Annotated in this window: 24 protein-coding genes and 1 tRNA gene; 18 read left to right on the forward strand and 7 right to left on the reverse strand. The window is 46.6% G+C overall.

Features of this window, described 5'->3' with window-relative positions; genetic code table 11:
• The first annotated feature begins 179 nt into the window (after positions 1-179).
• The 9 genes from pncA (at position 180) to OSQ85_RS13115 (ending at position 7,908) form a co-directional block, all read left to right on the forward strand.
• Positions 180-809 (forward strand): bifunctional nicotinamidase/pyrazinamidase, encoded by a 630-nt coding sequence (gene pncA / locus OSQ85_RS13075; protein ID WP_265823692.1) that lies wholly within the window; start codon positions 180-182, stop codon positions 807-809.
• Positions 806-2,257, forward strand: coding sequence for a nicotinate phosphoribosyltransferase (locus tag OSQ85_RS13080; protein WP_265823693.1), 1,452 nt, complete (start codon positions 806-808; stop codon positions 2,255-2,257). Before pncA ends, OSQ85_RS13080 begins: the two co-directional genes overlap by 4 nt.
• 97 nt (positions 2,258-2,354) lie before the next feature.
• Positions 2,355-3,593, forward strand: coding sequence for a diaminopimelate decarboxylase (gene lysA / locus OSQ85_RS13085; RefSeq protein ID WP_265823695.1), 1,239 nt, complete (start codon positions 2,355-2,357; stop codon positions 3,591-3,593).
• A gap of 158 nt (positions 3,594-3,751) precedes the next feature.
• Complete coding sequence (locus OSQ85_RS13090) at positions 3,752-4,003, forward strand: hypothetical protein (protein WP_265823696.1); 252 nt, start codon at positions 3,752-3,754, stop codon at positions 4,001-4,003.
• Positions 4,004-4,072: 69 nt separating this feature from the next.
• Positions 4,073-4,768, forward strand: coding sequence for a 16S rRNA (uracil(1498)-N(3))-methyltransferase (locus OSQ85_RS13095; protein ID WP_265823697.1), 696 nt, complete (start codon positions 4,073-4,075; stop codon positions 4,766-4,768).
• 20 nt (positions 4,769-4,788) lie between these two features.
• Entirely contained in the window at positions 4,789-5,670 is an 882-nt protein-coding gene (locus tag OSQ85_RS13100; RefSeq protein WP_407649376.1) for a helix-turn-helix transcriptional regulator, read from the forward strand.
• A 70-nt stretch (positions 5,671-5,740) separates the two neighbouring features.
• Entirely contained in the window at positions 5,741-6,079 is a 339-nt protein-coding gene (locus tag OSQ85_RS13105) for a nuclear transport factor 2 family protein (RefSeq protein WP_265823698.1), read from the forward strand.
• 70 nt (positions 6,080-6,149) lie between these two features.
• On the forward strand, positions 6,150-6,992 hold the full coding sequence (locus OSQ85_RS13110) for an AraC family transcriptional regulator (RefSeq protein ID WP_265823699.1): 843 nt from the start codon (positions 6,150-6,152) through the stop codon (positions 6,990-6,992).
• A 43-nt stretch (positions 6,993-7,035) separates the two neighbouring features.
• The gene (locus OSQ85_RS13115; RefSeq protein ID WP_265823702.1) at positions 7,036-7,908 is read left to right on the forward strand and encodes a DMT family transporter; all 873 of its coding nucleotides are present in this window, start codon (positions 7,036-7,038) and stop codon (positions 7,906-7,908) included.
• Between the two features lie 122 nt (positions 7,909-8,030).
• Here OSQ85_RS13115 and OSQ85_RS13120 read toward each other — a convergent pair whose 3' ends face one another.
• A complete protein-coding gene (locus OSQ85_RS13120) occupies positions 8,031-9,437 on the reverse strand; it encodes a methyl-accepting chemotaxis protein (RefSeq protein WP_265823703.1) in 1,407 nt (468 codons plus the stop codon).
• A gap of 223 nt (positions 9,438-9,660) precedes the next feature.
• On the opposite strand from OSQ85_RS13120, the gene OSQ85_RS13125 reads away from it, so the two are divergent.
• The gene (locus OSQ85_RS13125; RefSeq protein WP_265823704.1) at positions 9,661-10,473 is read left to right on the forward strand and encodes a DUF169 domain-containing protein; all 813 of its coding nucleotides are present in this window, start codon (positions 9,661-9,663) and stop codon (positions 10,471-10,473) included.
• A gap of 70 nt (positions 10,474-10,543) precedes the next feature.
• On the opposite strand, the gene OSQ85_RS13130 is transcribed toward OSQ85_RS13125, so the two are convergent.
• The gene (locus OSQ85_RS13130) at positions 10,544-11,614 is read right to left on the reverse strand and encodes an alpha/beta hydrolase (protein WP_265823706.1); all 1,071 of its coding nucleotides are present in this window, start codon (positions 11,612-11,614) and stop codon (positions 10,544-10,546) included.
• Between the two features lie 376 nt (positions 11,615-11,990).
• Here OSQ85_RS13130 and OSQ85_RS13135 point away from each other — a divergent pair, with 376 nt between their 5' ends.
• Positions 11,991-13,127, forward strand: coding sequence for a metallophosphoesterase (locus tag OSQ85_RS13135; RefSeq protein ID WP_265823708.1), 1,137 nt, complete (start codon positions 11,991-11,993; stop codon positions 13,125-13,127).
• Positions 13,128-13,132: 5 nt separating this feature from the next.
• Here OSQ85_RS13135 and OSQ85_RS13140 read toward each other — a convergent pair whose 3' ends face one another.
• Positions 13,133-14,047, reverse strand: a complete 915-nt coding sequence (locus tag OSQ85_RS13140) for a LysR family transcriptional regulator (protein WP_265823710.1) — start codon at positions 14,045-14,047, stop codon at positions 13,133-13,135.
• Between the two features lie 145 nt (positions 14,048-14,192).
• Between OSQ85_RS13140 and OSQ85_RS13145 the strand changes: the two genes are divergently transcribed.
• Positions 14,193-14,390 (forward strand): hypothetical protein, encoded by a 198-nt coding sequence (locus OSQ85_RS13145; protein ID WP_265823711.1) that lies wholly within the window; start codon positions 14,193-14,195, stop codon positions 14,388-14,390.
• Positions 14,391-14,511: 121 nt separating this feature from the next.
• Here the strand turns inward: OSQ85_RS13145 and OSQ85_RS13150 are convergent, their stop codons facing one another.
• Complete coding sequence (locus OSQ85_RS13150; RefSeq protein ID WP_265823712.1) at positions 14,512-16,215, reverse strand: restriction endonuclease subunit S domain-containing protein; 1,704 nt, start codon at positions 16,213-16,215, stop codon at positions 14,512-14,514.
• Between the two features lie 175 nt (positions 16,216-16,390).
• Here OSQ85_RS13150 and OSQ85_RS13155 point away from each other — a divergent pair, with 175 nt between their 5' ends.
• Together OSQ85_RS13155 and OSQ85_RS13160 are read left to right on the forward strand one after the other, a co-directional pair.
• A complete protein-coding gene (locus OSQ85_RS13155; protein ID WP_265823714.1) occupies positions 16,391-17,167 on the forward strand; it encodes a hypothetical protein in 777 nt (258 codons plus the stop codon).
• Entirely contained in the window at positions 17,148-18,392 is a 1,245-nt protein-coding gene (locus tag OSQ85_RS13160; RefSeq protein ID WP_265823716.1) for a DUF2130 domain-containing protein, read from the forward strand. The genes OSQ85_RS13155 and OSQ85_RS13160 overlap by 20 nt, the downstream gene beginning before the upstream one ends.
• Before the next feature lie 185 nt (positions 18,393-18,577).
• Here OSQ85_RS13160 and OSQ85_RS13165 read toward each other — a convergent pair.
• The 3 genes from OSQ85_RS13165 to OSQ85_RS13175 all read right to left on the reverse strand — a co-directional run bounded on the left by OSQ85_RS13165 (position 18,578) and on the right by OSQ85_RS13175 (position 20,617).
• Positions 18,578-18,650 (reverse strand) — tRNA-Ala (locus tag OSQ85_RS13165).
• A gap of 66 nt (positions 18,651-18,716) precedes the next feature.
• On the reverse strand, positions 18,717-19,382 hold the full coding sequence (locus tag OSQ85_RS13170; protein ID WP_265823717.1) for an ABC transporter ATP-binding protein: 666 nt from the start codon (positions 19,380-19,382) through the stop codon (positions 18,717-18,719).
• A complete protein-coding gene (locus OSQ85_RS13175) occupies positions 19,382-20,617 on the reverse strand; it encodes an efflux RND transporter periplasmic adaptor subunit (RefSeq protein ID WP_265823718.1) in 1,236 nt (411 codons plus the stop codon). The genes OSQ85_RS13170 and OSQ85_RS13175 overlap by 1 nt, the downstream gene beginning before the upstream one ends.
• A gap of 181 nt (positions 20,618-20,798) precedes the next feature.
• On the opposite strand from OSQ85_RS13175, the gene thrS reads away from it, so the two are divergent.
• From thrS to rplT, 4 genes are read left to right on the forward strand one after another with little or no spacing between them, the layout of a single operon-like run.
• Positions 20,799-22,718, forward strand: a complete 1,920-nt coding sequence (gene thrS, locus OSQ85_RS13180) for a threonine--tRNA ligase (protein ID WP_265823719.1) — start codon at positions 20,799-20,801, stop codon at positions 22,716-22,718.
• Between the two features lie 3 nt (positions 22,719-22,721).
• Complete coding sequence (gene infC / locus OSQ85_RS13185) at positions 22,722-23,261, forward strand: translation initiation factor IF-3 (protein WP_407649378.1); 540 nt, start codon at positions 22,722-22,724, stop codon at positions 23,259-23,261.
• 17 nt (positions 23,262-23,278) lie between these two features.
• Positions 23,279-23,476 carry a 50S ribosomal protein L35 gene (gene rpmI, locus OSQ85_RS13190; RefSeq protein WP_265823720.1) on the forward strand — a complete coding sequence of 66 codons (198 nt, stop codon included), beginning with the start codon at positions 23,279-23,281 and terminating at the stop codon, positions 23,474-23,476.
• 17 nt (positions 23,477-23,493) lie between these two features.
• Positions 23,494-23,841: a 50S ribosomal protein L20 gene (rplT, locus tag OSQ85_RS13195; RefSeq protein WP_128467133.1), complete on the forward strand. Its 348-nt coding sequence runs from the start codon at positions 23,494-23,496 to the stop codon at positions 23,839-23,841.
• Positions 23,842-24,127: the final 286 nt, after the last annotated feature.

Raw genomic sequence — 24,127 nt, forward strand, 5'->3', positions numbered from 1 at the left:
TGTTTATCACGGCGCGAGCGTGTACAGAAAAGGGACAGGACGTGCCCTTTTCTGCAGCAAGACAGATGCCCGAGGAACGCAAGCGCAACCAGAGCAGCAAGCGGTTTTACCGCGCAGGCTGCGAGTGAGTAGAAACTGCATGGACGCAGGTTTCTGCGAACTATGGCAAAAGGTGAAATATGACATACGGAAAAAATACCGCATTAATAGTAGTGGACGTTCAAAATGATTTCTGCCCCGGCGGAGCGCTGGCGGTCAAAAACGGAAGCAGGGTCGTTCCTGCTATCAACTCTCTCATGGACAGCTTTGAGGTTATTGTCGGCACGCAGGACTGGCATCCTGTTAATCACAGCTCATTTGCATCAAACAATGACGCAGAGCCGTTCAGTGTGAAGACACTGAACGGAGTGAATCAGGTGATGTGGCCGGAACACTGTATTCAGGGGAGCAACGGGGCTGATTTTCACCCTGATCTCCATGCTGACGCCTTCAATATCATTATCAGGAAAGGAACAAACCCTGACATAGATTCGTATTCCGCATTCACCGAGAATGACGGTGTGACAGTAACCGGACTCAGGGGCTGGCTCAGCGAACTGGATATTAAAAAGGTTTATATAACCGGTCTCGCCACGGACTTCTGCGTTCTGTACACAGCTCTGGATGCTGTGAAAGCCGGTTTTGAAACCTATGTGATTGAAGATGCCTGCAAGGGTGTTGACTTCCCGGAGGGGAATGTTGTGAAGGCTGTTTCCGCCATGAAGGAGGCGGGTATAAGGGTGGTTCAGGCCGCGGATGTAAGGTTATGAAATGCTCATACTCCGCCCTTATGACGGACTTCTACGAGCTCACCATGATGCAGGGATTTCTGGAAAAAGATCCGGACAGACAGGCGGTTTTCGATATGTTTTACCGCAGACAGCCGTTCGGTGGCGGTTATGCGGTTTTTGCAGGGCTTGACCCCCTGCTGGCTGCTTTGGAGAATTTCAGTTTTTCCGACAGTGATATAGACTATATAAGAAGCCTGAACTATTTTTCAGATTCCTTCATCGGCTATCTGAAAGATTTCCGTTTCAGGGGCGAGATCCACTCGGTGAAGGAAGGTACGGTAGTGTTCCCCAATGAACCGCTTATGCGTGTTAAGGGAACCCTCCTTGAAACCCAGATCATAGAGCCCCTTCTTTTAAACTTCATAAATTTTCAGACACTTATCGCAACAAAATCCGCAAGGGTATGCAGTGTGGCGGGTGATGCCGCTGTTATGGAGTTCGGTCTTCGGCGGGCTCAGGGCACAGACGGAGCTCTTTCCGCCGCAAGAGCCTCTTTCATCGGCGGGGTGAATGCCACCTCAAACGTTCTGGCCGGAAAGGAATACGGAATCCCCGTTAAGGGGACAATGGCTCACAGCTGGGTAATGAGCTTTGAGAGCGAGCTTGCGGCGTTTGAGGCATTTGCCGCCATGTATCCGGATGACTGCATTCTCCTTGCCGATACATACGACACACTGGCGTCCGGGGTTCCCAACGCCTTGAAGGTCTTTGCCGGGCTTAAAGCCGCAGGGCATAAAAACTACGGCATAAGGCTGGACAGCGGGGACTTGAGCTTCCTCAGCCGTGAAGCGCGCAGGATTTTTGACAGTGAGGGCTTTACGGATGCAAGAATTGTTGCCTCCAATGACCTTGATGAGTGGATCATAGAGCAGCTAAGCCGCGAAGGTGCGAGCATAGATGCCTACGGTGTGGGCACAAGGCTGGTTACTGCGGATAAAGACCCTTCCCTGACCGGGGTTTACAAACTGGCTGCAAAAGAGGATGACGGGGGCTTTGTCTCCGCAATGAAGATAACCAACAACCCGGAAAAGATGTCCAACCCCGGCATAAAGAATGTGTACAGATTTTACGGGGAGGACGGAATGATGCTTTCCGACCTCATTCTCCTTGAGGAGAGCATGGACGAGGTTGATGAACTCATAGCTGAGAAAAAACCGATCCGGCTCAACCATCCCTCCATCGAATATTCGTTCAAAACCCTCGAAAATTATGCAGAGGCGAGGCTTCTTCTCGGCAAAGTTATGGAAAACGGCAGAAGAACGGAGCCCGGAGCCGACCTTAAAAGCATTCAGGCGCACGCAAAGGCGGAGCTCTCTGCCCTGCACGGCACATACAAAAGATTTCTCAATCCTCACATATATAAGGTGAGCCTGTCCAACAACCTCAAAAAGCTTAAGATGTCCATAATAAAGGAACACATGGGCTGAAAAAGGCTTCATAATATTTTTTTTCGTTGAATTGGCGGCGGAAGAATGTTAAAGGCATTAGTTAAAAAATGATAACTTAAAGCGGGAGAAGAGTAAGATGGCAGAAAAGAAAGTCCCTTTTACCAAGCAGCAGATCGAAGAACTGATCAAAAAATACCCTACGCCTTTTCACATATACGACAAAAAAGCGATTCTCGAAAACGCAAAGAGGCTCCAGAAGGCTTTTTCATGGGCTCCTGAGTTCAAGGAATATTTCGCTGTCAAGGCTCTGCCCAACCCTTCTGTGATGAAGGCTCTCAAATCGATCGGCATAGGTGCGGACTGCAGTTCACATGCCGAGCTTCTTCTCTGCGATATGGCGGGCATCAGCGGTGAGGACATAATGTTCACCTCCAACGAAACCCCCGCAAGTGAATACCGGAAGGCAAAAGAACAGGGTGCGGTAATCAACCTTGATGACATAACTCATATAGACTTCCTCGAAGAGGTCGCTGGTCTGCCGGAACTGATCTGCTTCCGCTACAACCCTGGCCCCCTGAAAGGCGGCAACGCGATAATCGGCAACCCTGAGGACGCTAAATACGGGCTCACCCGCGAGCAGATGTTTGAAGCCTACAGCAAATGCAAGGCAAAAGGCGTAAAGCGCTTCGGAATGCATACGATGGTGGCCTCAAACGAGCTTAATGTTGACTATTTCGTGGAAACGGCGGTCATCCTCTTTGAGATGGCTGCTGAAATAGCTGAAAAAGTCGGCATAGAGCTTGAGTTCATCAACCTCGGCGGCGGAATCGGCATCCCCTACAGACCTGAGCAGGAAGCTGTGAACCTTGAAGTTCTCGGCGCCAAGATTAAGGAAAAATACGAAGGCATACTCTCAGCAAAAGGGCTTAACCCCAAAATATACCTTGAGTGCGGAAGAGTGATCACAGGTCCTTACGGCTATCTCGTGACTCAGGCTCTGCATGAAAAGAAGATATACAAAAACTATATAGGCGTTGACGCATGCATGGCAAACCTTATGCGCCCCGGCATGTACGGCGCTTATCACCATATAACGGTTCTCGGCAAAGAGAATGCACCCGCTGACACGGTTTATGATGTGGTGGGCTCACTCTGCGAAAACAATGACAAGTTCGCGGTGGACAGAACACTTCCCGTCATCGAAAAAGGTGACATAATCGCAATCCATGACACAGGCGCCCACGGCCACGCCATGGGCTTCAATTACAACGGAAAGCTCCGCTCCGCAGAGTTTTTCCTCAATGAGGACGGCTCTTTTGAAATGATCAGAAGGGCTGAAACCCCTGAGGACTATTTCGCCACTCTCAGGTTCTGAGACAATCAGCGCCGCCTCTTCAAAAAGGGGCGGCTTTTTTTTTCAATCTCCCTTGCGGATGTTCATTACTCTGCTTATAATATAAGTATCTCCTTACGGCGACCCGTCACGTTGAACTTAACCTTGTATCCCGCTTTATTCTTTTGCGGAGGTGCACAATGGGAAGCAGACATCACCACAACAGCCCCGAATACCTTAAGAACATGTGCGATACCGCGGGTCTTTATGCTATGGCTCAGGAGGGTGATCCCGCCGTGGGCATGGAAATGACCGAAATGCTCATGGAAAAAGGCTTTGAAAGCGGGCTCTACTACCGCAACCTGTATCAGAACATAGCCTACGGCCTTCAGGGGCATGAAACGGAAAATTCGAGATACTGGAGAAGTGTTTACGAAACCGAACTGAGATAGTTTTACCCTTCGGGCGGTTTTCAGCTTAACTCTTTGACAGCCGATGTTTAAGGCAGTATCATCCCTAGCATGAACATAATCATTCTCAAAGAAAGTGAGTTGAAAGAAGGCAGAGCGGAAGTTTCGGGAAGGCGGCTTAAGCACCTGAAAGAAACGCTCAAAAAAAACGATGGAGATGAACTTAAAGCAGGGGTTCTGGGCGGAAAACTCGGGACGGCACAGGTGGAACAAGTCGGCGAAGAAAAAGCCGTTCTGATGTTCACACCGGATAATGACCCACCCGCTCCCCTGAATGTACGCCTCGCACTCGCTCTGCCCCGCCCGAAGGTTTTAAGACGCGTCCTTTACACCCTGACCTGTCTCGGCGTGAAGGATATTCATATATTCAACTCCTGGCGGGTTGAGAAAAGCTACTGGTCAAGCCCTCTCCTTGAAGGGATTGACGATTTTCTCATACCCGCCCTTGAACAGGCAAAAGACACCATCCTCCCGACAGTTACCTTCCACAGATTTTTTACCCCGTTCATCCGTGAAACTCTGCCCCAAATCAGTAAAGATACCCTGCGTCTGGCCGCTCATCCTGTCGGCTGCCCTCTCAAATCAAGGCCGCAGGAGGCTGTGACCCTTGTTATAGGCGCTGAAGGCGGCTTTATTCAGAAGGAGCTGGACACTCTGGAGGAAACAGGTTTTTCCTTCTTCTCCTTCGGCGAAAGGGTGCTGAATGTGGAAAGCGCAGTGCCTTACATTCTGGGGAGGCTTCTCTGAAAATTTTCCGCCTGCTTGAGATAATCATAATCCTGCTGAATAAGAAGACAATAACCGCAGGTGAACTGGCGGAGAGATTCGGTGTTTCCAGACGGACAATCCATAGGGATATGGACATACTTTCTTCCGCCGGTGTTCCGGTATTCGCCGAGAAGGGGAGCGGTGGCGGATTCTCCATAATGGAGGAATACACCCTCAGCCGGGCAGTGTTTTCACAGACGGAAAGGGACGGACTTCTTAATGCTCTCAGCGCTCTCAAGGCTGCGCAGTATCCGGAAACAGAAAGACTTATTGAAAAACTCGGCGCGGTTTTCCGGCAGACAGTCACAAACGATAGGATAGAGATCGACTTCTCCCCTTGGGGCAGCGCTGAAAACAAGGGTAAGCAGCGTCTGGAGGTGATCAAAAACGCCCTCAGACTCAGAAAAGTCATAAGCTTTGAATATGTTAACGCCGAAGGCGGGCGATCTGTGCGTGAAGCGGAACCGGACAGGCTGATTTTCAGGGACTACACCTGGTATCTTTACGCCTTTTGCAGAAAGAGGGATGAATACAGAACATTCCGCATATCCAGAATGAAGGATGTCATCGTGAGTGATGAAACATGTCCGGAAAGATCGGTAATGTTCGCCGTTCAGAATAATGCTGAGGAGCTGGCGGTTAAAATTGTGCTGAGATTTAATGAAAAGATACTCAGCCGGATATGGGATTTTTTTGATGATTCACTGATAAGCCGCACACCTGACGGTGACTGTCTTTTGGAAACGGAACTTCCTGACAGTGAGTGGGTTTATTCCTTTTTCCTCTCACTGGGGAGCAATGCTGAGGTTATTGAACCGCCCCACATAAGGAAAGAGGTTGCGCGGAGGCTCAGAGAAGCCCTGATTTATTATACGGATTAATTTCAACTATGACAGACTGATGTCATATTCATGCCTTTATACTCCTGAAAAATCTAAAGGAGGCTCTCATATGAGCGGTAATCTTCCGGTACTTATGGCGGAATTTGTAACAGCAAAAAACAGGCATGACGGAGCGGCGGTAACAGCATGCTTCACCGAAGACGCGACGGTTTATGACGAAGGCGGATGCATTCAGGGGCACACTGAAATCAGAAAATGGATAGATGCCGCAAGTGCGGAATACAAGGTATCATATGATTTTCTGGACTACTCCGAAGAGGGTGAGAACGCACTGCTTACCCTTATGGTTTCGGGGGAATTTGAGGGCAGCCCCATTCCTCTGGATTATCAGATAAAGGTGAATAACGGAAAAATAGCCGAGCTGAGAATTGTCCTCTCCCAAAAATAACAACAGGGCGGAGGCGGCTCAGGGCAATTTTTTTCAATCATTTTCAGCTTTTTGAGAGTATAATTCACCCATGAAAGCGGGAGTGAATGTAACCTACTGGCACAAAGATTTTCTGGAAGGGCTTGAATCGTGCCGTGTCACTGACAGCAAGCATGCCTTCCCGAAGCATGTGCATGATGATATGTACTCCATCGGTCTGATGCACGGCGGCGGCTGCTACTGCGTGAGCAATGCTGATTCAGACACGATAGTTCTGCCTGATGAAACAGTTTTCATAAACCCTTCTCAGGTTCACTCAGGGATCCCTCTCGGAAAAGGGCGCGCCACGTACACAATGCTTTACTTCAAAAATGAGCTTATGGCAAAACTGGCGGGGGATATTCTTGAGCGCCAGCCGTTTCAGCCTGAATTTTCCGATATGGTGGTTTCATCGCCTGCGGTGCACGGCTCATTTCTTAGCCTCTATAACGCCCTTCTGCATTCCGAGGAGAGCATGGAGCTTGAGGCCGCGCTCACCGAGAGCTTTTCACAGGTTATCCACGGCTGCGGAACATCCGGCAAATCCGGCGACAGAAAGCTGGTACGCAGGGCAAAGGAGTTTCTCAGCGGCGATCTCTCCTGCAAGGTCACCTTGGAGGATATGGCGGGCGAACTGGGCGTGAGCAGGTATTACCTTCTGCGCACCTTCCGGAAAGAGGTTGGCGTTCCGCCCCATGTTTACCGCACAGGCAAGCGCATTGAGCTTGCAAAAAGGCTTCTGCGTCAGGGTATGCCTTTTGCCGAGGCCGCGCTTGAGACCGGATTTGCGGATCAGAGCCATTTCTCCAATAAATTCAGACAGTTCACAGGCTCAACCCCTGCGCAGTACGCTGATTCCTGCTCAGGGGCAATTTTCTGCAATACTCACGGATGAAAAAGGGCTATCCTTGCCTCCTCACATTGAGGAGGACTGATTTATGACCGAAAGACAATCCGCTCTGATGCCTTTTGCCGCCGTCTTTGCTGCGGTTATTTTCTGGGCGGGCTCATTCACCGCCACGCGCATAGCGCTCACCGAACTGCCCCCTTCAACCATTGTATGGATAAGGATGGCATCGGGCTTTATCCTGCTTTTTCCCTTCTGCTTAAGGCTTTTTCCCAAAAAAATCACAATGGGGGAGATAAGGCTCCTTGTGCTTATGGCGCTTTTTCAGCCATGTCTGTATTTTCTCCTTGAGGCGAATGCGCTCAGATTCACCACCGCTTCTCAGGCCGGGGTAATATCCTCCACAGTGCCTATGTTTGTTGCTGTGCTTTCCGCTGTGTTTCTCGGTGAGAAAACAGGGAAAACAGCCATGGCAGGCCTTGCGGTTTCCGTTCTGGGTGTGGCTTGGCTCACTTTCGGCAGCGGTGCGGACGCAAAAGCGGCAAATCCCGCTCTGGGCAATATAATGGAGCTTGGCGCAATGGTCTGCGCCGCAGGCTACATGGTGCTCACCCGCAGGCTGTCTGCGAATTTTAATCCGTGGGTGCTTACGCTTATTCAGGTGGCCTCCGGCGTTCTGTTTTTTTCCGGCGGTGCGGTTGATGCCTTTCATGCGGAGTGGAGCGGACGGGTGATTACTGCCGTGGTTTATCTGGGCGTGTTTGTCACAGTCGGTGCTTTCGGGCTGTACAACTGGGGGATAAGCAAGATACCCGCCACCAGAGCGGCGGTTTTCATAAACCTTGTTCCGGTCTTTGCGGTCTTTATGGGGTGGGGCATACTGGGCGAGTCACTGGGAGTTTCACAGCTTGCGGGCTCCGCTGTTATCGCCGCAGGTGTTTTTCTGGCGCAGAAGAAAAATTGAATGAGTTTGGTTTATAAAAACTTAAAACTGAAAAAACCTTTCTTTAATGGCAAAGAAAGGTTTTCTCAGGCTCTTTCCAAAGAAACCAAATCCCGCTTTCTTCTTTTTCCGATGACAGGCTTCTACATCATATCCGCAAAGCTTATATCCACAGCCAGAACTCCGGCGAAGCTGCCCCCCGCATCCTTCACAGGCACTGCCACGGTGAAGCAGAAGTTGTCAGTGGCCACAGACCTGTAAATATCTGTTACGTAGACATCTCCTGTCTCTTTAGGTTTTCTGAACCAGTCTCTCGTGCCCCAGTCAGAGCCGACGGAAAGGCTGTCATTGGAGTCGCGCACATTTCTGTTCCATATATTGGGCGTTACCTGTCTGCCTCTGGCATCTGTTATGTATGCAAGCTCTATATAGCTGTTGCGTTTGATGAACTGGTTCATATAGCCTTCTATGGAGGAGGCGTTCATGGAGGTGACTTCTCTGCTTTTTGCAGCCTCCAGCGCAGCTTTTGCCGCCTTCTCGTGTGAGCCTGTGCGGAAAACACCGACTGAAACAAGGAGGTCATCGCACCCGCCGTTTATCTTATCAACTATGCCGTTAAGCTGGGTTGCCAGTGCTGACTGCTCCTCTGCGGCTGCGGCTATGCCGTCTATCTCGCCGACAACGGACTTCACGGTAACATCCTGCTCCTGCCCTGCTGCGGCTATGGTGTTCAGGTGTCTGTCAAGCTCGTCCATGTGGGTTGCCACATCTTCCAGAAGCTCCACCGCCTCCTCGCTTATTTCCGCCGATTTCTCGACAGATGAAAGCACCTTTCCCACGGAGCCCATTGAGGTTTCTATGCTGCTTTTGATGCTGTAGAGAATCCCCTCCACCCCGTTTGTGGCTTCCATGGACTGCTCCGCCAGCTTGCGTACTTCCGTTGCTACAACGGCAAAACCCCGTCCGGCCTCGCCCGCTCTTGCCGCCTCGATGGATGCGTTGAGGGAGAGCAGGTTTGTCTGGTCAGCTATCTTTTTTATCATCTCCATTATGGAGCCTATCTTGCCGGACTGCTCAGAGAGTGCTTCCATCTGGTTTTTCAGTCCTGTCACCATCTCTTTGACCTCCAGCATGGATTTCTCGGAGAGGCGGCTTTTTTCCATCGCTATGCCTGCTGACTTGGTTATCTGCGAGGAAAACTGAGTGGCTTCCAGTGTGCTGTCCGACACATGCTCCACGGAAACAGCCATCTGTTTTCCGGCTGCGGCTATCTGTATGGCTTTTTCAGCCTGAATTTTTGACTGCTCTCCGAGGGATTTCGCTGCCTGATCAAGCTCAGGGGCAATCTGAGAGAGTGTAACGGATGATCTTGATATGGATTCCACTGTTTTTCTGAGTGAGTCGAATACCCTGTTTAAAACATTGCCTGTTTTTTCGGCGAATCCCCCCCTGAGAGATTCGAACCTGCTGTTTAAGTCCCACCTGCCGGAGGCCATTCTCTCCAGCGGTTTCAGCAGTTTATCATTAAGCCCTGACGTAAAATTAAACATAATCACCTCTTTTCAAATCTGTACGCAAGATGCGTACCAGTTTGAAAAATATTACGCAGAAGCCCGGCGGGCGGCAAAAAGCCGTATTTTTGCAGGAATAGTTACAAGGAAGTAACTGTTTGTGGTTAAAAATGAATCTTTTGCTGTTTAAATTATGGGCAGGCTGAATGTTGATGACTGTGAACTGTCATTAAACTATAATTCATAAAATAAGGAGGCGGATATGAAGAGCAGACTGGCGGAACTCACTAAACTTGGCTTTGAACCTGTGGCGACCCTGTGGACTGACGAAGCGCCTGAGGGCGCAACAGCTTTCGGCGAAGGCAAAATGGGCTGTGTTATCTCCCTTATGGCTTCTGCGGCGAAGGGGAGGGTGAGCGTTATGGATTCAAAACGCTTCGGCTGTCCCGGTGCGGGTGTGGGTCTCGGTTACGGAGACTGTTATTCGAATGTTTTTCCCGGCGGACGTGACTGTTTCTGTCATTTTCTTTCCTCAGGCAATGAGGGCTTTCCCAAAGGCGAGGCCGTAATCAGCGGCATGAAGGGGAACGCGCCGGAACACTTTGTACACCATTTCTCCCACGGGGAGCGCTATATAAAAAATCCTGAGCTCACTGATGATTTTGTGAGCACCGTGGGTTTTATGAATCTGGATAAAATGACAGTCTTCAAGCCGCTTTCCATGGTTGAGCCTGAGAAGGAAACCCCGGTGAGCGTAACTTTTGTCTGTAAGCCTGCACAGCTTTCGGCCATGGTGATAATGTGCAACTATTTCAGGAAAGGGATAGAAAATGTTAAGGCTCCCTTCGGAGCGGGATGCCACTCCATAGGCATTCTCACCTACAAAGAGGCAGAAAGCGAAAACCCCAGAGGGGTGATCGGCATGTTTGACATAACCGCTCGTAAAACAATCAAAAAAAGCCTCGGCGAGGATGTGCTCACATTCAGCATGCCTTATTCGCTGTTTCTGGAAATGGAAGCCAATGCGGAAGGCAGCTTCCTTGAGGAGGATCAGTGGCGGGAGCTGATCGGCTGAATATTTGCGGCGGCTCAGGCCGCCTTTTCTTAAAAAACAGCTTAAACCGGTTTTGTCAACATTATCTCTGCTATGGGTTTGCCGATCGGACATTGCGGAGCGAACCGTATTCCGGCTGTCTTTCCGCTTCATCCAGAACATCTTTGATAATGCTCATCTGCCAGTCGAAATACGGATTATATGTAAGACGGGCGTGCACTTTGCCGTCTTCTCTGTAACCCCAGTCGGAAAACCAGACTTCACCTCCTGAGTTACAGATTGCCGTTTCTTCTTCTGTCTGACCGTTTCTGCAAATCCGTATCGAACCGTTTTTCCCGTATAATCTGTTTTGGGGAGAAAAAAGTATTCCCATGTGTGAAAACTGGCTTATTCTTTCCTGCGGGAGATAATCTGTGCGTGTTAACACACGTGAGGATGTGCCTTTTGACGGTTCACTTCTGCCGTACCATATCAGCCTGCTTGCCGCGTTTGAAAAATTATGGTTAAAAACCTTTTTGATGTAACCAACGTCAAGTACTGAGTCGTGTTCTGTGAGGATAAGTACTGATGGACGGTTATATTTACGGTTTTTTATGGCTTTTCTGACAGCGGCACTGCTTCTGTAAAACTGTGCGAAGCCGTTGGTCGGAACATTATGATAACGGAAGGGGGACTGGACAGAGGTTTCATCGGGTTTTCTGAGCCATGTTCTGAAGTGTGCCAGCCAGGGGGTTACCCAGTCCAGATATTCGTTTGAGCGAAAAGCAGGAGAAAAAAGCAAAAGCCCCTGTATCTCAGGGTCATTCACAGCATATTCCAGTGCAAGGTTTGCTCCGGTGGAAAACCCCCCGATATAAACCTCTGAAAAATCGTTGTGCAGTATCTGCACCTGTTCACGAACTATCCCCTGCCAGTCTTCAAGGGATACGCCGACCAGGTCTTCTGGTTTTGTTCCGTGTCCGGATAGAAGAACTGTACGCACCGCATAGCCGTTTCTGACCAGTTCTTTTGATATATCAGTGAATGACCACGGAGAGTCACCAAGACCGTGTATCAGTAAAAATGCTTTGTTTGTGGGTGTTGACGGGCGAAGTTCGTAAGGACTGTTCCACTTCAGTTCACTGCTTGTGTTATCAGTCTGAAAGTTCCGGTTCCTTTTCACCCAGTCCTGCGATGCCTGTGCATATGTTTGAAATCCTGTGTACCCTGTTGAAGGGGCAGATGAGTTTTGCTGTGCGGCACATCCAAAATTAAATAAAGACAGTGCAGTAAGTAATACAGAGGTTTTCAGTATAGACAGCATGTGTGTTCCTTTGATACTTTATTTATATTATATGATTAGTAACGTTCGCAAAAGTTTTCCAGAATCTTCCACAGGAATAATTTTACAGGATTCTACAATTTTTAGTCAGAGTTGTTCTTCTGTACAGGTTAAGAAACAATCAATTTATCAATATCAAATGGAAAGATGAACAATAATTTTTATTAACGGTCTTCTGCATAGTGTCCGCTTACTAAATAATCAGAGGTTTGAAATTTTGACGCAGTTTTCGATTTTAACGGGTCTTGTGCTCTTCTCATATGTATATTTCAGTTTTGTTTCTTCAATCTCATGCAGCATCATAGTAAGATGGATGTCTGCGGCGGTTCTGCTCGTTGTCAGTATGAAATTCTTTATCTACAGGGAAATAGGCGGCTCCCTCAGCGCCCCGGCTTTCCCTCAGCCTGTTATGTTCATGATGGAAATACTCTTTTCCTCCGTGGTGGTTTTGTTCCTGCTCCTGATGATTAAAGATGCGGCCTCTGCTGCCCTGTGGGCGGGAAACCGTCTGGGGCTTGGCATAACAATGCCTTTTTCCCGCTTCGGCGTGAACATGGCTGTCTTGGCTGTATCTGTTGTGATAGGAGTTTACGGCAAATGGCAGGCTGTAAAAGTGCCGGAAGTGAACACGGTAAATATCAGCATCACAGGCCTGCCCGACGGTCTGGACGGCTTTTCCATTGTTCAGCTTTCGGATATTCATATAGGCGCATTCCTCAAAAAAAGCTGGCTTGAGAAGGTTGTGGAGAAGACCAACGCAGCCAAGCCCGACATCATAGCCGTTACCGGAGACATGATTGACGGCACACCGGAAGACCTCCGTGAGGATATTGCCCCTTTGGCGGGGCTTAGGGCGGGATACGGCGTTTACGGAGTCACAGGCAACCACGAATATTACTTTCAGGCGGAAAAGTGGGTTCCCGTTTTCAGCGGATTGGGCATACGCATGCTCAGCAATGAGCATGTTGTTCTAGATGTCAATGGTGCAGGCATTGTAATTGCAGGCGTTCCCGACAAAACCGAAAAACGTTTCGGTGGATTGGGGGCAGATATTGATAAAACGCTGACCGGAGCGCCGGAAACCTTCCGCCTTCTTCTTGCCCATCAGCCCACGGAAAACACGGGCAAGGCTGATATAAGCCTCCAGCTTTCAGGTCATACCCACGGCGGCCATATGCCTCTTGTCAGCTATCTTACCGCACGTTCCAACGGCGGCATGCTGAAAGGCCTTTACGAAAGGGATGGCAAGCTGATTTATGTCAGTCCGGGAACAGGCATCTGGCCGGGCTTCTCATTCAGGTTAGGGGTTCCCTCCGAGATAACCAGAATTGTGCTGAAACAGCAAAAGGACTGATCCGGTTACTTTTCTAAGCCTCTCTCCGGCAGGGTCATGAACATCTTTTTGTTCTCCGCCATGCTGTCCGCAATATAATCTATTGTCGCACGGACACGGGCAAGCTGTCTGGAATCGGGGTTCACCTGAAGCCAGAAGGAACGCTCCGTATAAAGCTCCGGCAAAACTGGAACAAGCTCCGGCTTGGTATGTGCCATGAAATAGGGAAGTGCGGCCACACCGGTTCCCGAAACAGCGGCATACATCTGCCCCACAATGGTGGAACTCTTGAACCTGCTTTTGTGTTCAGGGGAAAAATCTTTCATAAAATTGAGGTTTTCATCATAAAGCAGATCTCTGATGTAGTCCGTCACGTCATGGGACAGGAGATCATCCACGCTTCTGATTTCATCATGGGATGCTATATAATCTGCGGATGCGAAAAGGCCTATGCGATAGCTGCTCAGCTTGCGGGCTACGATATTTCCTGATTTCGGCTTGGTCAGTGAGATAAGGATGTCGATTTCCCGCTTGGAAAGGCTGTAGTACATCGGAACGGGGAGCAGCTCAATATCAAGGTTGGGGTGAGTTTTCAGAAAACCGCCGAGCTGAACCGCCAGAAAACAGTTGCCCAGACCGTCCGGCGCGCTTATGCGCACTGTGCCGTAAAGCTGGCTGTTTTTCCCCTGAACATTTATTTCAAGGCTCATTATAGTAGCTTCCAGTTTTTCGGCGAAAGGGAGGAGAGTTTCACCCGCAGGGGTGAGACGGCAGCCTTTCTCCGTGCGGAGGAACAGGGTGGTGTCCAGAGTTTCCTCAAGGGCGGAAATCCTTCTTGCCACTGTGCTGTGCGTCACCTGAAGGCGGGAAGCAGCCCCTGCGAAGGAGCTTGTTCTGCTCACTGCCAGAAAATATCTTAAATCATCCCAATTTTGATACATAATCCCTCTTTGTTTTGCTGAGGATGCCTGCTGATTATTTTTGCATAGCAGGTGTCGAATATTAGCTATTTGCTGTTTATAATTATATAGCATATTTAAACATGAGTTGAAACAGTAATTGAATCGTAAAATTCGGAGGAAATATATGAAAACTGTCAGCGGACTTTATGCATCACAGATGTCGCACGAAGAGATCTTCGAACTTGAAAGACTGGGCAGAGAAATGCGCAGCGAAGCATTCCATAAAATGCTCGGCTTGCTCTCTGCAAAAGCAGGTCAGCTTTTCAGAAAAGCCCTGCACATAGATACGCACGGCAAACTCCACCACAACGCCCGCGCATGAAACAAAAAATAAAATAAACATACTCCCGACTGAGTATACACAAAAAAGAGCGCCTCGTTTGAGGTGCTCTTTTTTTTAATCATTTTCATTTAGCCCTATGTATTTTATCAAGATTCATAATTCAAAGATAATCATAAAGAGAAGCAATAATTTTGTTCTTTTTACTATCCAGTTTATGTATCTGTCGATCCAGTTCAATTATTTTTTCTAGTTTATCAAATGCATACTGACAATCTTTCTCTGAGAAAGCAGGAATAGGCATACTTTCAAAAGCCTTAACATTAAGTATATTAACGTTTCCTATCATTGTAATATTAGCAATATACTCACAAGCTGCTGGAGATTTTAAAAACATATATAATGCTACAGCCTTTTTATAATCGAGCTTTTGTCGTATTCTTAAAATCAGTATTGCCTGATCTGGGTAAACTTCCGATCTCGCAACATCCTCTCCGACTATACCCACTTCCCCTATCTTGCCCTTATAGCTAAACAGAATGTCATACGGCTTCAGCATATGAAGTTTATTGGGTTTTTTGGACTGTATATCCTCATAGGTAAAAGCATTTGAAAAATCACTGATGAAACCGTAGTCAGTCAATTGTTCAGTTTTTACTATATAGAACTTATTACCGCCGATATACTCCCAAGAATTCTCACTGGTAGTCAACTGTTTGGCTTTTGAATATTGTTCACGAACATTCCAGCGTATAGAATTTTGGCGTCCTTCAATATTATTTTCCGGATATCTCCTGGTGTTATTCGACTGCTTAAAAGAAATAGGCTGCACTCTGATAATATTTACGAAATCTTTTAATTTAGCTGAAAAATTTTCTGAAAGGTTTCTGGGGGCTTCATAGATTTTCAGATTCAATACATAGTGATTTTCGATGATCTCATCTTTTGTTATATAGTCAGAATTATTTTTAAGGTGTAAGTCCGGTGCTTCGATCTCTGAGCTTACTTTCGCAAGCTTATCAATAAAAATTTCCCTGTTATAGAAACATATTGTTGTTACGTTATACTCAAATATTTTTTCTTTAATGCTTTTCAGAAACCCAACAGTTTTATTCTCAAGTATTTCGTCAGCGTAATATATAACTGTGAAGTCAACATTCTCAATGATATTAAAAACATTCTCGGCAAAATGAGACTGCTCGGCCTTATCCAGACCCGCTATATCCGACAAACTGATGCATGCACTATCGAATATTTGTGAATTGCCTAAAAATTCTGAAATGTTAGTAATGTACAGAAATTTATCGAAACGATGAAATTTTAAATCTAAATTCTGCATAAAGTTTGCTATCTTTGCAGCTGTAACGAAGCGAATGTTCTCTTGACTGTAGCATGCAGCGAATTTAAGGCTTTTGGGCAAATAAAAGTAATCCTGTATATATACGCTGTCAAATCCTTCTAATAGCTCATCTTTATAACCAATAACCGTGTAATCATTGTTATCTATCAGACCGTATTCTTCATAAGCCTGAAACTCAAAATCGGTTAAATCATCCAGATTCGTATTTAAAGATTGAGCGGCACTATGTACAATTTCTAGATCGTGGAACTCCATATTACCTAGGTGAAACACCTGTAGTTCAAAAGGAAGTGCTGCATTAAGACGCTGGAAATAATCGTGTAGTTTTTTATTATTAAGTTCAGAAATTTTAACGCATTTATAGAAATTTAGAGGATCCTCAAGTTTATTTTGATCTGAAAGAATTCTCCAGAACGTAAGAAGGATTTTCAGGTCAAGCCCTGAGAAAGGCAAGCCGAGACTGTTATCATCAGCTATTTTATGATTTTGCTGTGTTAGTGAAAACATAATAACACCTTATATTGCTATTTATTTTTTGACTCTAACTTCTTATTTTTTATATGTCAATCAAAAAATCAGCAACTGATTTTTTAATCAGTCTAAATATATTTATTGACATTTGGATTATGATTAATTAGATTCAGAATAAATAGAGAACAAGAAATTAGAAAAGGAGAATATGATGAAAAAAAATGACTACCTTTACAATGTATGTAGAGACTTCCTCTTTGAAAAAATTTCTCAAAGAGTTCGAAAAAGCCTCAATGAGTCAGTAAAATCCACAGCAGTGGGTCTGGAGACTGAAGAATCTTTAAGGCGTGCTCTGCAGGAAATAACAAAACTCTCAATTATGCCTGAAAGAATTGGTACACCGTGTGTAATCTCACACTCTGATTTCGTATCTGCCGGTATGCCGGATCGGAAGTCTTATGCGGCAGCCGGAAGAGCGTGGGGGCAATGCGACCTTGTGTTCAGAAGAAACCGTGAGATATTATTTTATGGTGAAATAAAAACAACAACTAGTGCTCTGACTAATACGCTACATCTCATAAATGTTGCGGTAACATCTTTAAGGGTGTTTAATAAACCACTGCTAAATATCATACTTTATCCTGACAAACATCCTTTAAAACTTAGAGAAGATTATTGCAAATATTCTGATTGTCTTATTGAAAAAAGAATAATATCTGAATCAGAATATAAACTGTTGAAATCGAATTTGTATATATTAACTAATCAAACATTTGATACAAATGGAGGGGTAAAGCATAAACTGAAAGACTTGAACCTCAAAGATATAGTGAACAATAAATACTCATCTTATGATGACATTATAAAGCAACATAAGCTCTTGAATGATAAAGATTTAAATTTCTCAGAATGGGAACGCCTACTGTCATGTCTGAACACTTTATCGTATCAAAAGATGGAGGCACACAATGAAAAACAATACAGTTAAATGTCCGAACTGCGGGAAAGAGCTTAATGTCAATGAGGTAATATTCTCACAAATTAGCCAAGAGCTTGAGAAAAATTTTGCTGTTGAACAAGCTAAAGAAAAACAAATTCTTGAGAAAGAGCGTGAAGAGTTAAAGAAAAGAACTGTTGCTCTTGAGCAAGCTAAGGAGCAAATGGAAGTAAGAGTTCAGGAAGAAGCTGCTAAAAACTTGGCTATCGAAAAGAAAAAACTCGAATCTAAACTGAAAGCAAAAATAATTGAAGAAAACGCCGAATCTTTAAAGATTTTGGAAGATGAACTCTCCGAAAAATCAGCTCAGTTGAAAGACTTTAATAAGACAAAAGCAGAAATTGAACGTCTTAAAAGAGAAAAAAGCGAGATGGAGGAACATCTGAAAGCTTCTTTCGAAAAACAGTTTAACGAAAAACTTGAGTCAGAGAGAATTAAGCTGAAGTCTGCTGAAGACGAACATAACCGCATGAAGATACTTGAAAAAGAGGAAGTTATTAACCAACTTAAAAAACAACTCCAGTATGCGCAGCGAAAAGCTGAGCAAGGTTCAATGCAGTTGCAGGGCGAAGTTCAGGAGCTCGCATTGGAAGATATACTAAAGCGTGAATTTATTTCTGATGAGATACTTGAAGTAGCTAAAGGCAAAAATGGCGCAGATGTTATACAGGTAGTGCGAAATTACCGAATGTTTCATTGCGGGAAAATTATTTATGAAAGTAAAAGGACAAAAGCGTTTAACAAGGAGTGGATCACAAAACTCAAGCGTGACCAGCTTGAAGAAAAAGCTGATTTAGCAGTGCTTATAACAGAAACACTGCCGGAAGGGATTGATAAAATCGGCCTATATGAAGGGGTGTGGATATGCAGTTTTGACAACATCAAGGGACTGGTTATGGCACTCAGGGAGAATCTTATCAGAGTTGCTGAAGTTTTGAAGAACCAACAAAATAAAGGTGATAAAGTAAATCTCTTGTACTCTTATCTGACTAGCAATGAATTTAAAATGCAGATGGAAGCCATAATCGAAGGTTTTCTGTCAATGAAAAACTCTTTGGAAAAAGAGAGAAAGGGGATGGAGAAACTTTGGAAAGAAAGAGAAAAGCAGATAGAAAGAGTATTGATAAATGCGACAGGATTTTTCGGCTCTGTTAAAGGGATAGCAGGAAACGAACTCCCTGATTTGGATATATTGGAACTTGGGTTTGAGGAATAAGTCGGTTAATAAAACATGAATGTATGCAAACGCATTGGAGAACCTGTGCTAGTTAAGAATGAAAACAGCCAGATGTAACAACTTTTATCAGCGTGGTAAGATTTATGGACACTCAAGCAAGAAACGAGCTAAATAAAAAAGACTTCCCAAAATATTCAGGAAGCCTTTCAATTCTCATCGTTTAATGGAGGTAATCGGGATCGAACCGATGACCTCGACACTGCCAGCGTCGCGCTCTCCCAGCTGAGCTATACCCCCGTTCAGAGATTGGGATTATATAAAATTCTCATGGATTTGCAACAGGAAATTTGCCGCAGGCTCAATTTAGCCTATCATTCCGTCCAGAACCCTTATCTCCCGCTTTGCGTAGGCCGATGTCGCGGGATCGTGCGTGACGACAATTATGTTCTTTCCGCTCCGGTTAAGCTCGGTTATCAGCTCCATTATCGAGGCTGATGTCTCGCTGTCAAGCTGGCCAGTGGGTTCATCGGCAAGGATAATCTGCGGATCCGCAATAAGGGCGCGGGCTATTGCCACTCTCTGCTGCTGGCCGCCTGAAAGCTGATTCGGGCGGTTTTTCCGTTTGTCTGCAAGCCCGATTCTGTCGAGGAGCTCAAGGGCTCTCTTTTCCATTATCTTCATACTCTCCCCGCCGTAGTAAGCGGGTAAAAGCACATTTTCAAGCACGTTCGCATGGGGGATGAGGTGAAAGCTCTGGAACACGAAGCCCACCGTGCGGTTGCGTATATGCGAAAGCTCATCGTCATTCAGGCCTGAGACATCCTCCCCGTTGAGGAAATACTGCCCTGATGTGGGGGAATCAAGCAGACCGAGGATGTTCATAAGAGTGGTTTTGCCCGAACCAGAGGGGCCTGTGACCGCAATGAACTCACCCTTCTCAATCTCAAGGGAGATCCCTTTGAGAACCTCAAGCTCAAGCCCTTCCAGCATGTATTTTTTCCGTATATCAACAAGCTTCGCCAGAACCATTAATTAAACCCCTGCCTTTTCTCCGGCAGAATTATTTTTAAGGCAACCTCGTCACCCTCGTTCAGACCTTCTGTGATTTCTGTGTTGTTCTCGTCCTTCACTCCGGTTTTAACGCTGATCCGCTCTGCGGGGTTTTTCTTGTCGCCGGTTATTTTATAGACAACGCTTTCCGCTCCGTCCCATTTGACCGCGCCGTTTTTAACGGAGAGAACATTCTCCTTAACCTCCCTGATGATGCGCACGTGGGTTGTCATATCGGTTTTGAGAAGGAGCGCGTCTTCGGATGTCATGGTTATTACCGCTGTGTAGTAGACTATCCCTTCCTTGGTTTCCGGCTCCAGATAAATCCGGCTTATTTTTCCTTCGAATTTCCTTTTCGGGTATGTGTCAACAGTGTAGACAACCTTCATGCCCTCTTTTATTTTGCCTATGTCTGTCTCATCCACATAGATCCACATCTCAAGCCTTTCCGGCTGGAGGATTGTTATCAGGTTTGCCACCTGCAAGCCTGCCACTATAGTTTCCCCCTCATCCGCTGCAACCTGAGTCACAACGCCTGAGATGGGGGCGTGTATATCGTAATATGATCTCTGAACCAGAAGCTCCTGCAAACGGCTTTCGGTTTCCTTTATCTGGTTTTCAAGCACCTGAACATCGTTTGTATGGGAGGTGCGGATACGGATCAGCTCGGTCTTTGCGCTGTCAAGCTCCGCCTGAGCAAGTTTAAGCTCATGGAGAGACTGATCAAGCTTTTCATCAGTGGAGGCGTTCTGGTCGTGGAGCATTTTCTGTCTGCCGTAGTTACGCTCCGCCAGACGGAGATCCGCCTCGCGCTTCTCTATGTTTTTATGCTGCAGGTCTGTGTTCACCGGAAAAAGGCTTTTCTCTTTTTCGAGGTTTGTCTTCATTATTCTGAGGCTCACGCGCATGGTTTCGATATTGCGCTCAATCTCGCGGCTGTCTATCTTTGCGATGAGCTGTCCGCCCTCAACCCTGTCGCCGACCTTAACGGGAAGGGAGCTTATGAGCCCCGTTGCTCTGGCACCTATCTCAATTTTTGCACCCACAACAGGCTTTACTATGCCTGTGGCAAGAAGCTGATCCTCTATGGTGGCTTTTTCCGCTTTAACTGTTTCCAATATCTGTATTTTGCTTCCGCCGCGCTTGGAAAGAAAGGCAAAAACCCCCGCTCCAAGCAGTGTACAGGCGAGAAGAACGGCAAAAACTTTTTTCATCCCTTCAACCTCGGTATGTGTGAACCATAAATATACAATTCTCCCGACAGTTCATAAACACAAAAGTTTGTTTTCATTAATAATAATCTTTTGCCCATATTACAGAGGCGCTATTGACAACCGCTCATTCTCGTCATAATCTTAAAGTTTATATTCCATAGGCGCAAAACAGGAGACATATATGAATATTGTTCTTGCAGACGGCAGTCAGAGGGTGCTTGACGAAGGCAGCAGCGTTCTGGACGCTGCAAAAAACATAAGCCTCGGACTGGCCAAAAAAGCAGTTGCAGGCGAAGTTAACGGCAAAGCGGTCGATCTCGGATACATTTTGAATGAAGGCGATAAGGTTAAAATAATAACGGAAACTGACACGGAAGGGCTGGAAATTCTCCGCCACTCCACAGCCCACCTTATGGCGCAGGCAGTGCAGAGGCTTTACCCCAAGGTGAAGGTCACAATAGGGCCTGTTATCAAGGACGGTTTCTTCTATGACTTTGACACAGGCGACATGAAGTTCACTCCGGAAGATCTGGAAAAGATCGAAAAGGAGATGGCGAAGATAGCCGCCGAAAAAATAGAGGTGCACAGAAAAGTGCTCTCGAAGGATGAGGCGAAAAAGGTCTTCACTGATATGGGCGAAAATTACAAAATTGAGCTCATAGACGCAATAGAGGACCCCACAGTGTCCCTTTACGAGCAGGGAGACTTCATGGATCTCTGCCGCGGGCCGCATATTGACAACACATCGAAAATCAAGCATTACAAGCTTCTTTCCGTTGCGGGCGCATACTGGCGCGGGGATGAGAAAAACCCCCAGCTCCAGCGCATTTACGGTACAAGCTGGTTCAAGAAGGACGAGCTTGATTCCTACCTCCACATGCTTGAGGAGGCGAAAAAACGTGATCACCGCAAAATAGGCAAGGAGCTCAAACTCTTCATGGTTGAGGATGACATAGGCGCAGGCTTCCCCATTTATCTGCCCAAGGGCGGGAAACTCCGCGCAATTCTGGAAGAGTATGAAAGGCAGGAGCATTTCAAAAGAGGCTACGAAGTGGTCTACGGCCCGGCTATCCTCAAGTCCGATATGTGGAAGCGCTCCGGTCACTACGACAACTACGGCGAAAATATGTACTTCACAAAGATTGACGATGTTGAATTCGGCATCAAGCCCATGAACTGCGTCAACCACATAATGGTATACAAGTCAGACCTGAGAAGCTACCGTGACCTGCCTTTGAAGCTTTTTGAACTCGGAACTGTTCACAGGCACGAGAAATCCGGCGTTCTTCACGGACTTATGCGTGTGCGCGCCTTCACTCAGGATGATGCCCACGTTTTCTGTACACCGGAACAGCTTAACGATGAAATTGTCAAAATAATAGACTTCGTGACGGATGTAATGAGCGTTTTCGGCTTCGAGTTTGAGATTGAGGTTTCAACCAAGCCGGAAAAATACATAGGCAGCGATGACAACTGGGAAAAAGCCACGGCTGCGCTTTTTGAAGCCCTGAAAATCAAGGGTCTTCCCTATCAGATTAACGAAGGGGACGGCGCTTTTTACGGCCCCAAAATAGACATCAAGCTGAAAGACGCCATCGGCCGCTTCTGGCAGTGTGCGACAATTCAGGCGGATTTCAACCTGCCCGAACGTTTTGACCTCTCCTACATCGGCGAGGACGGACAGAAGCACAGGCCGATCATGCTTCACAGAGTTATTCTCGGTTCCGTGGACAGATTTATCGGTGTTCTCACCGAGCATTTCGCGGGCAGCTTCCCTCTGTGGATAGCACCTGTTCAGGTTAGGGTTATGAACATCACCGATGATTCCCTTGAAATGTGCAAAAAAGTGGAAGCCGCTCTCAGGGCAGAAGGTTTCCGTGTGGAAGGGGATTACAGGAACGAGAAAATCAACCTGAAAATCCGTGAAGCACAGCTTGAGAAAATCCCCCACATGATTATTCTCGGCAAAAACGAAGTGGAAAACGGCACTCTCACTGTAAGGTTAAGAGACGGGGAAAATAAAAATAACCTTGATCTTTCCGCTTATATTAGTGTATTAAGAGGGCTTGACATAAATAAGTCACTTGAATTATGGAGGTGAGTCATACGCGGCAGGCAACAGCAATCGCTCGACAGAGAAAGGATCAATGAGGAAATAACTTCTGCGGAAGTAAGGCTTATTCTTGATGACGGCAGTCAAAGAGGAGTGGTATCGATAAAGGAGGCTCTGGCATTAGCCGCCGAAGCCGGACTTGATCTCGTCGAGGTATCAGCAAGCGCGACACCTCCCGTTTGCCGTGTTATGGACTTCAGCAAATATAAGTTCGAGAAGAATAAGAAGGATCGTGAGGCGCGCAAAAAACAGCGCCAGAACCAGATCGAAACCAAGGAGATAAAGTTCCGTCCTAAGATCGAAGATCATGACTACCAGACGAAGCTGAGACACATCAGACGTTTCCTCGAAGAAGGGGATAAGGTCAAGCTTGTGATCCGCTTCCGCGGCAGGGAAATGATGTTTCAGGACAGCGGCACGGAGCTTTTGAATAGAGTGACGCAGGACGTCACAGGCTTAGGAGTCGTGGAAAAGACACCTGAGATGCAGGGTCGTCAGCAGGTGATGATCATTTCGCCTGTTAACAACTAATTTTCGGAGGTAGGCTAATGCCTAAGATGAAAACCCATAAGGGCGCTGTCAAAAGATTTAAAGTAACCGGCAGCGGAAAGGTTAAGTACAAAAAAGGCTTTTTGAGGCACATCCTCACCTCAAAAAGCAGCGGAAGAAAGCGCGCATTGCGCCACCCTGGCATCCTTGAAGGACAAGACGCAGCAAATATCAAAAAACTGCTGCCGTACGCTTAATGTAAGGAGGACGAACAGTGCCAAGAGCGAAAGGCGGGGTCAAAGCCCGCAAACGTCACAAAAAATGGCTTGAGGTCTCCAAAGGCTTTCAAGGCGCAGCGAACAATGTCTACAAAAAAAGCCGCGAGCAGGGCGAACGTGCTCTTGCTGAGGCTTACAAAGGCAGAAAACGCAGAAAACGCGACTTCAGAACTCTTTGGATCATAAGGATCGGAGCCGCCGTAAGACAATACGGCCTCAGCTACAGCACCTTCATCGGCAAGCTGAAAGAAAAAAACATCACCCTCGACAGGAAATCGCTTTCTGAAATGGCTATCAAAAGCCCCGAACAGTTTGAGCAGCTTGTTAAACAGGTAAACGCTTAGCGAGCAGACCTGTTTGAAAGCTGCTCAAAAGTAGCGAAGGCGGGTTGAACCCAACTGAGCGTGTCTGCAAAAAGACAGAATGTACTTTTTGTAGCGGTAAATTAAGAGGCAGCTTGTTAAACAGGTAAACGCTTAGTATTAAGGTTTTATCTGTAGAAGGATACGAAAAAGGGAAATCCTGATTAGGGTTTCCCTTTTTTTGTATAAGCTGCTCAAACCAGCCGCAGGATGCGTCTGCCGCCGTGCGCAGCGAAGGTTTGCTATGCAAACCGCGAGCGTGTACAAA

Origin of the sequence: Geovibrio ferrireducens, from assembly GCF_026226615.1 — a bacterium.
Lineage (GTDB): Bacteria > Chrysiogenota > Deferribacteres > Deferribacterales > Geovibrionaceae > Geovibrio > Geovibrio ferrireducens.

What these genes read in the sequence shown, in the direction of transcription:
- OSQ85_RS13115 (WP_265823702.1), top strand. Translation starts at nt 7,036, where the DNA reads ATGACCGAAAGACAATCCGCTCTGATGCCTTTTGCCGCCGTCTTTGCT.
- OSQ85_RS13120 (WP_265823703.1), bottom strand. Translation starts at nt 9,437, where the DNA reads ATGTTTAATTTTACGTCAGGGCTTAATGATAAACTGCTGAAACCGCTG.
- OSQ85_RS13145 (WP_265823711.1), top strand. Translation starts at nt 14,193, where the DNA reads ATGAAAACTGTCAGCGGACTTTATGCATCACAGATGTCGCACGAAGAG.
- OSQ85_RS13140 (WP_265823710.1), bottom strand. Translation starts at nt 14,047, where the DNA reads ATGTATCAAAATTGGGATGATTTAAGATATTTTCTGGCAGTGAGCAGA.
- OSQ85_RS13125 (WP_265823704.1), top strand. Translation starts at nt 9,661, where the DNA reads ATGAAGAGCAGACTGGCGGAACTCACTAAACTTGGCTTTGAACCTGTG.
- OSQ85_RS13105 (WP_265823698.1), top strand. Translation starts at nt 5,741, where the DNA reads ATGAGCGGTAATCTTCCGGTACTTATGGCGGAATTTGTAACAGCAAAA.
- pncA (WP_265823692.1), top strand. Translation starts at nt 180, where the DNA reads ATGACATACGGAAAAAATACCGCATTAATAGTAGTGGACGTTCAAAAT.
- OSQ85_RS13150 (WP_265823712.1), bottom strand. Translation starts at nt 16,215, where the DNA reads ATGTTTTCACTAACACAGCAAAATCATAAAATAGCTGATGATAACAGT.
- thrS (WP_265823719.1), top strand. Translation starts at nt 20,799, where the DNA reads ATGAATATTGTTCTTGCAGACGGCAGTCAGAGGGTGCTTGACGAAGGC.
- OSQ85_RS13095 (WP_265823697.1), top strand. Translation starts at nt 4,073, where the DNA reads ATGAACATAATCATTCTCAAAGAAAGTGAGTTGAAAGAAGGCAGAGCG.
- rpmI (WP_265823720.1), top strand. Translation starts at nt 23,279, where the DNA reads ATGCCTAAGATGAAAACCCATAAGGGCGCTGTCAAAAGATTTAAAGTA.
- OSQ85_RS13160 (WP_265823716.1), top strand. Translation starts at nt 17,148, where the DNA reads ATGAAAAACAATACAGTTAAATGTCCGAACTGCGGGAAAGAGCTTAAT.
- OSQ85_RS13155 (WP_265823714.1), top strand. Translation starts at nt 16,391, where the DNA reads ATGAAAAAAAATGACTACCTTTACAATGTATGTAGAGACTTCCTCTTT.
- OSQ85_RS13080 (WP_265823693.1), top strand. Translation starts at nt 806, where the DNA reads ATGAAATGCTCATACTCCGCCCTTATGACGGACTTCTACGAGCTCACC.
- OSQ85_RS13170 (WP_265823717.1), bottom strand. Translation starts at nt 19,382, where the DNA reads ATGGTTCTGGCGAAGCTTGTTGATATACGGAAAAAATACATGCTGGAA.
- OSQ85_RS13090 (WP_265823696.1), top strand. Translation starts at nt 3,752, where the DNA reads ATGGGAAGCAGACATCACCACAACAGCCCCGAATACCTTAAGAACATG.
- OSQ85_RS13110 (WP_265823699.1), top strand. Translation starts at nt 6,150, where the DNA reads ATGAAAGCGGGAGTGAATGTAACCTACTGGCACAAAGATTTTCTGGAA.
- lysA (WP_265823695.1), top strand. Translation starts at nt 2,355, where the DNA reads ATGGCAGAAAAGAAAGTCCCTTTTACCAAGCAGCAGATCGAAGAACTG.
- OSQ85_RS13175 (WP_265823718.1), bottom strand. Translation starts at nt 20,617, where the DNA reads ATGAAAAAAGTTTTTGCCGTTCTTCTCGCCTGTACACTGCTTGGAGCG.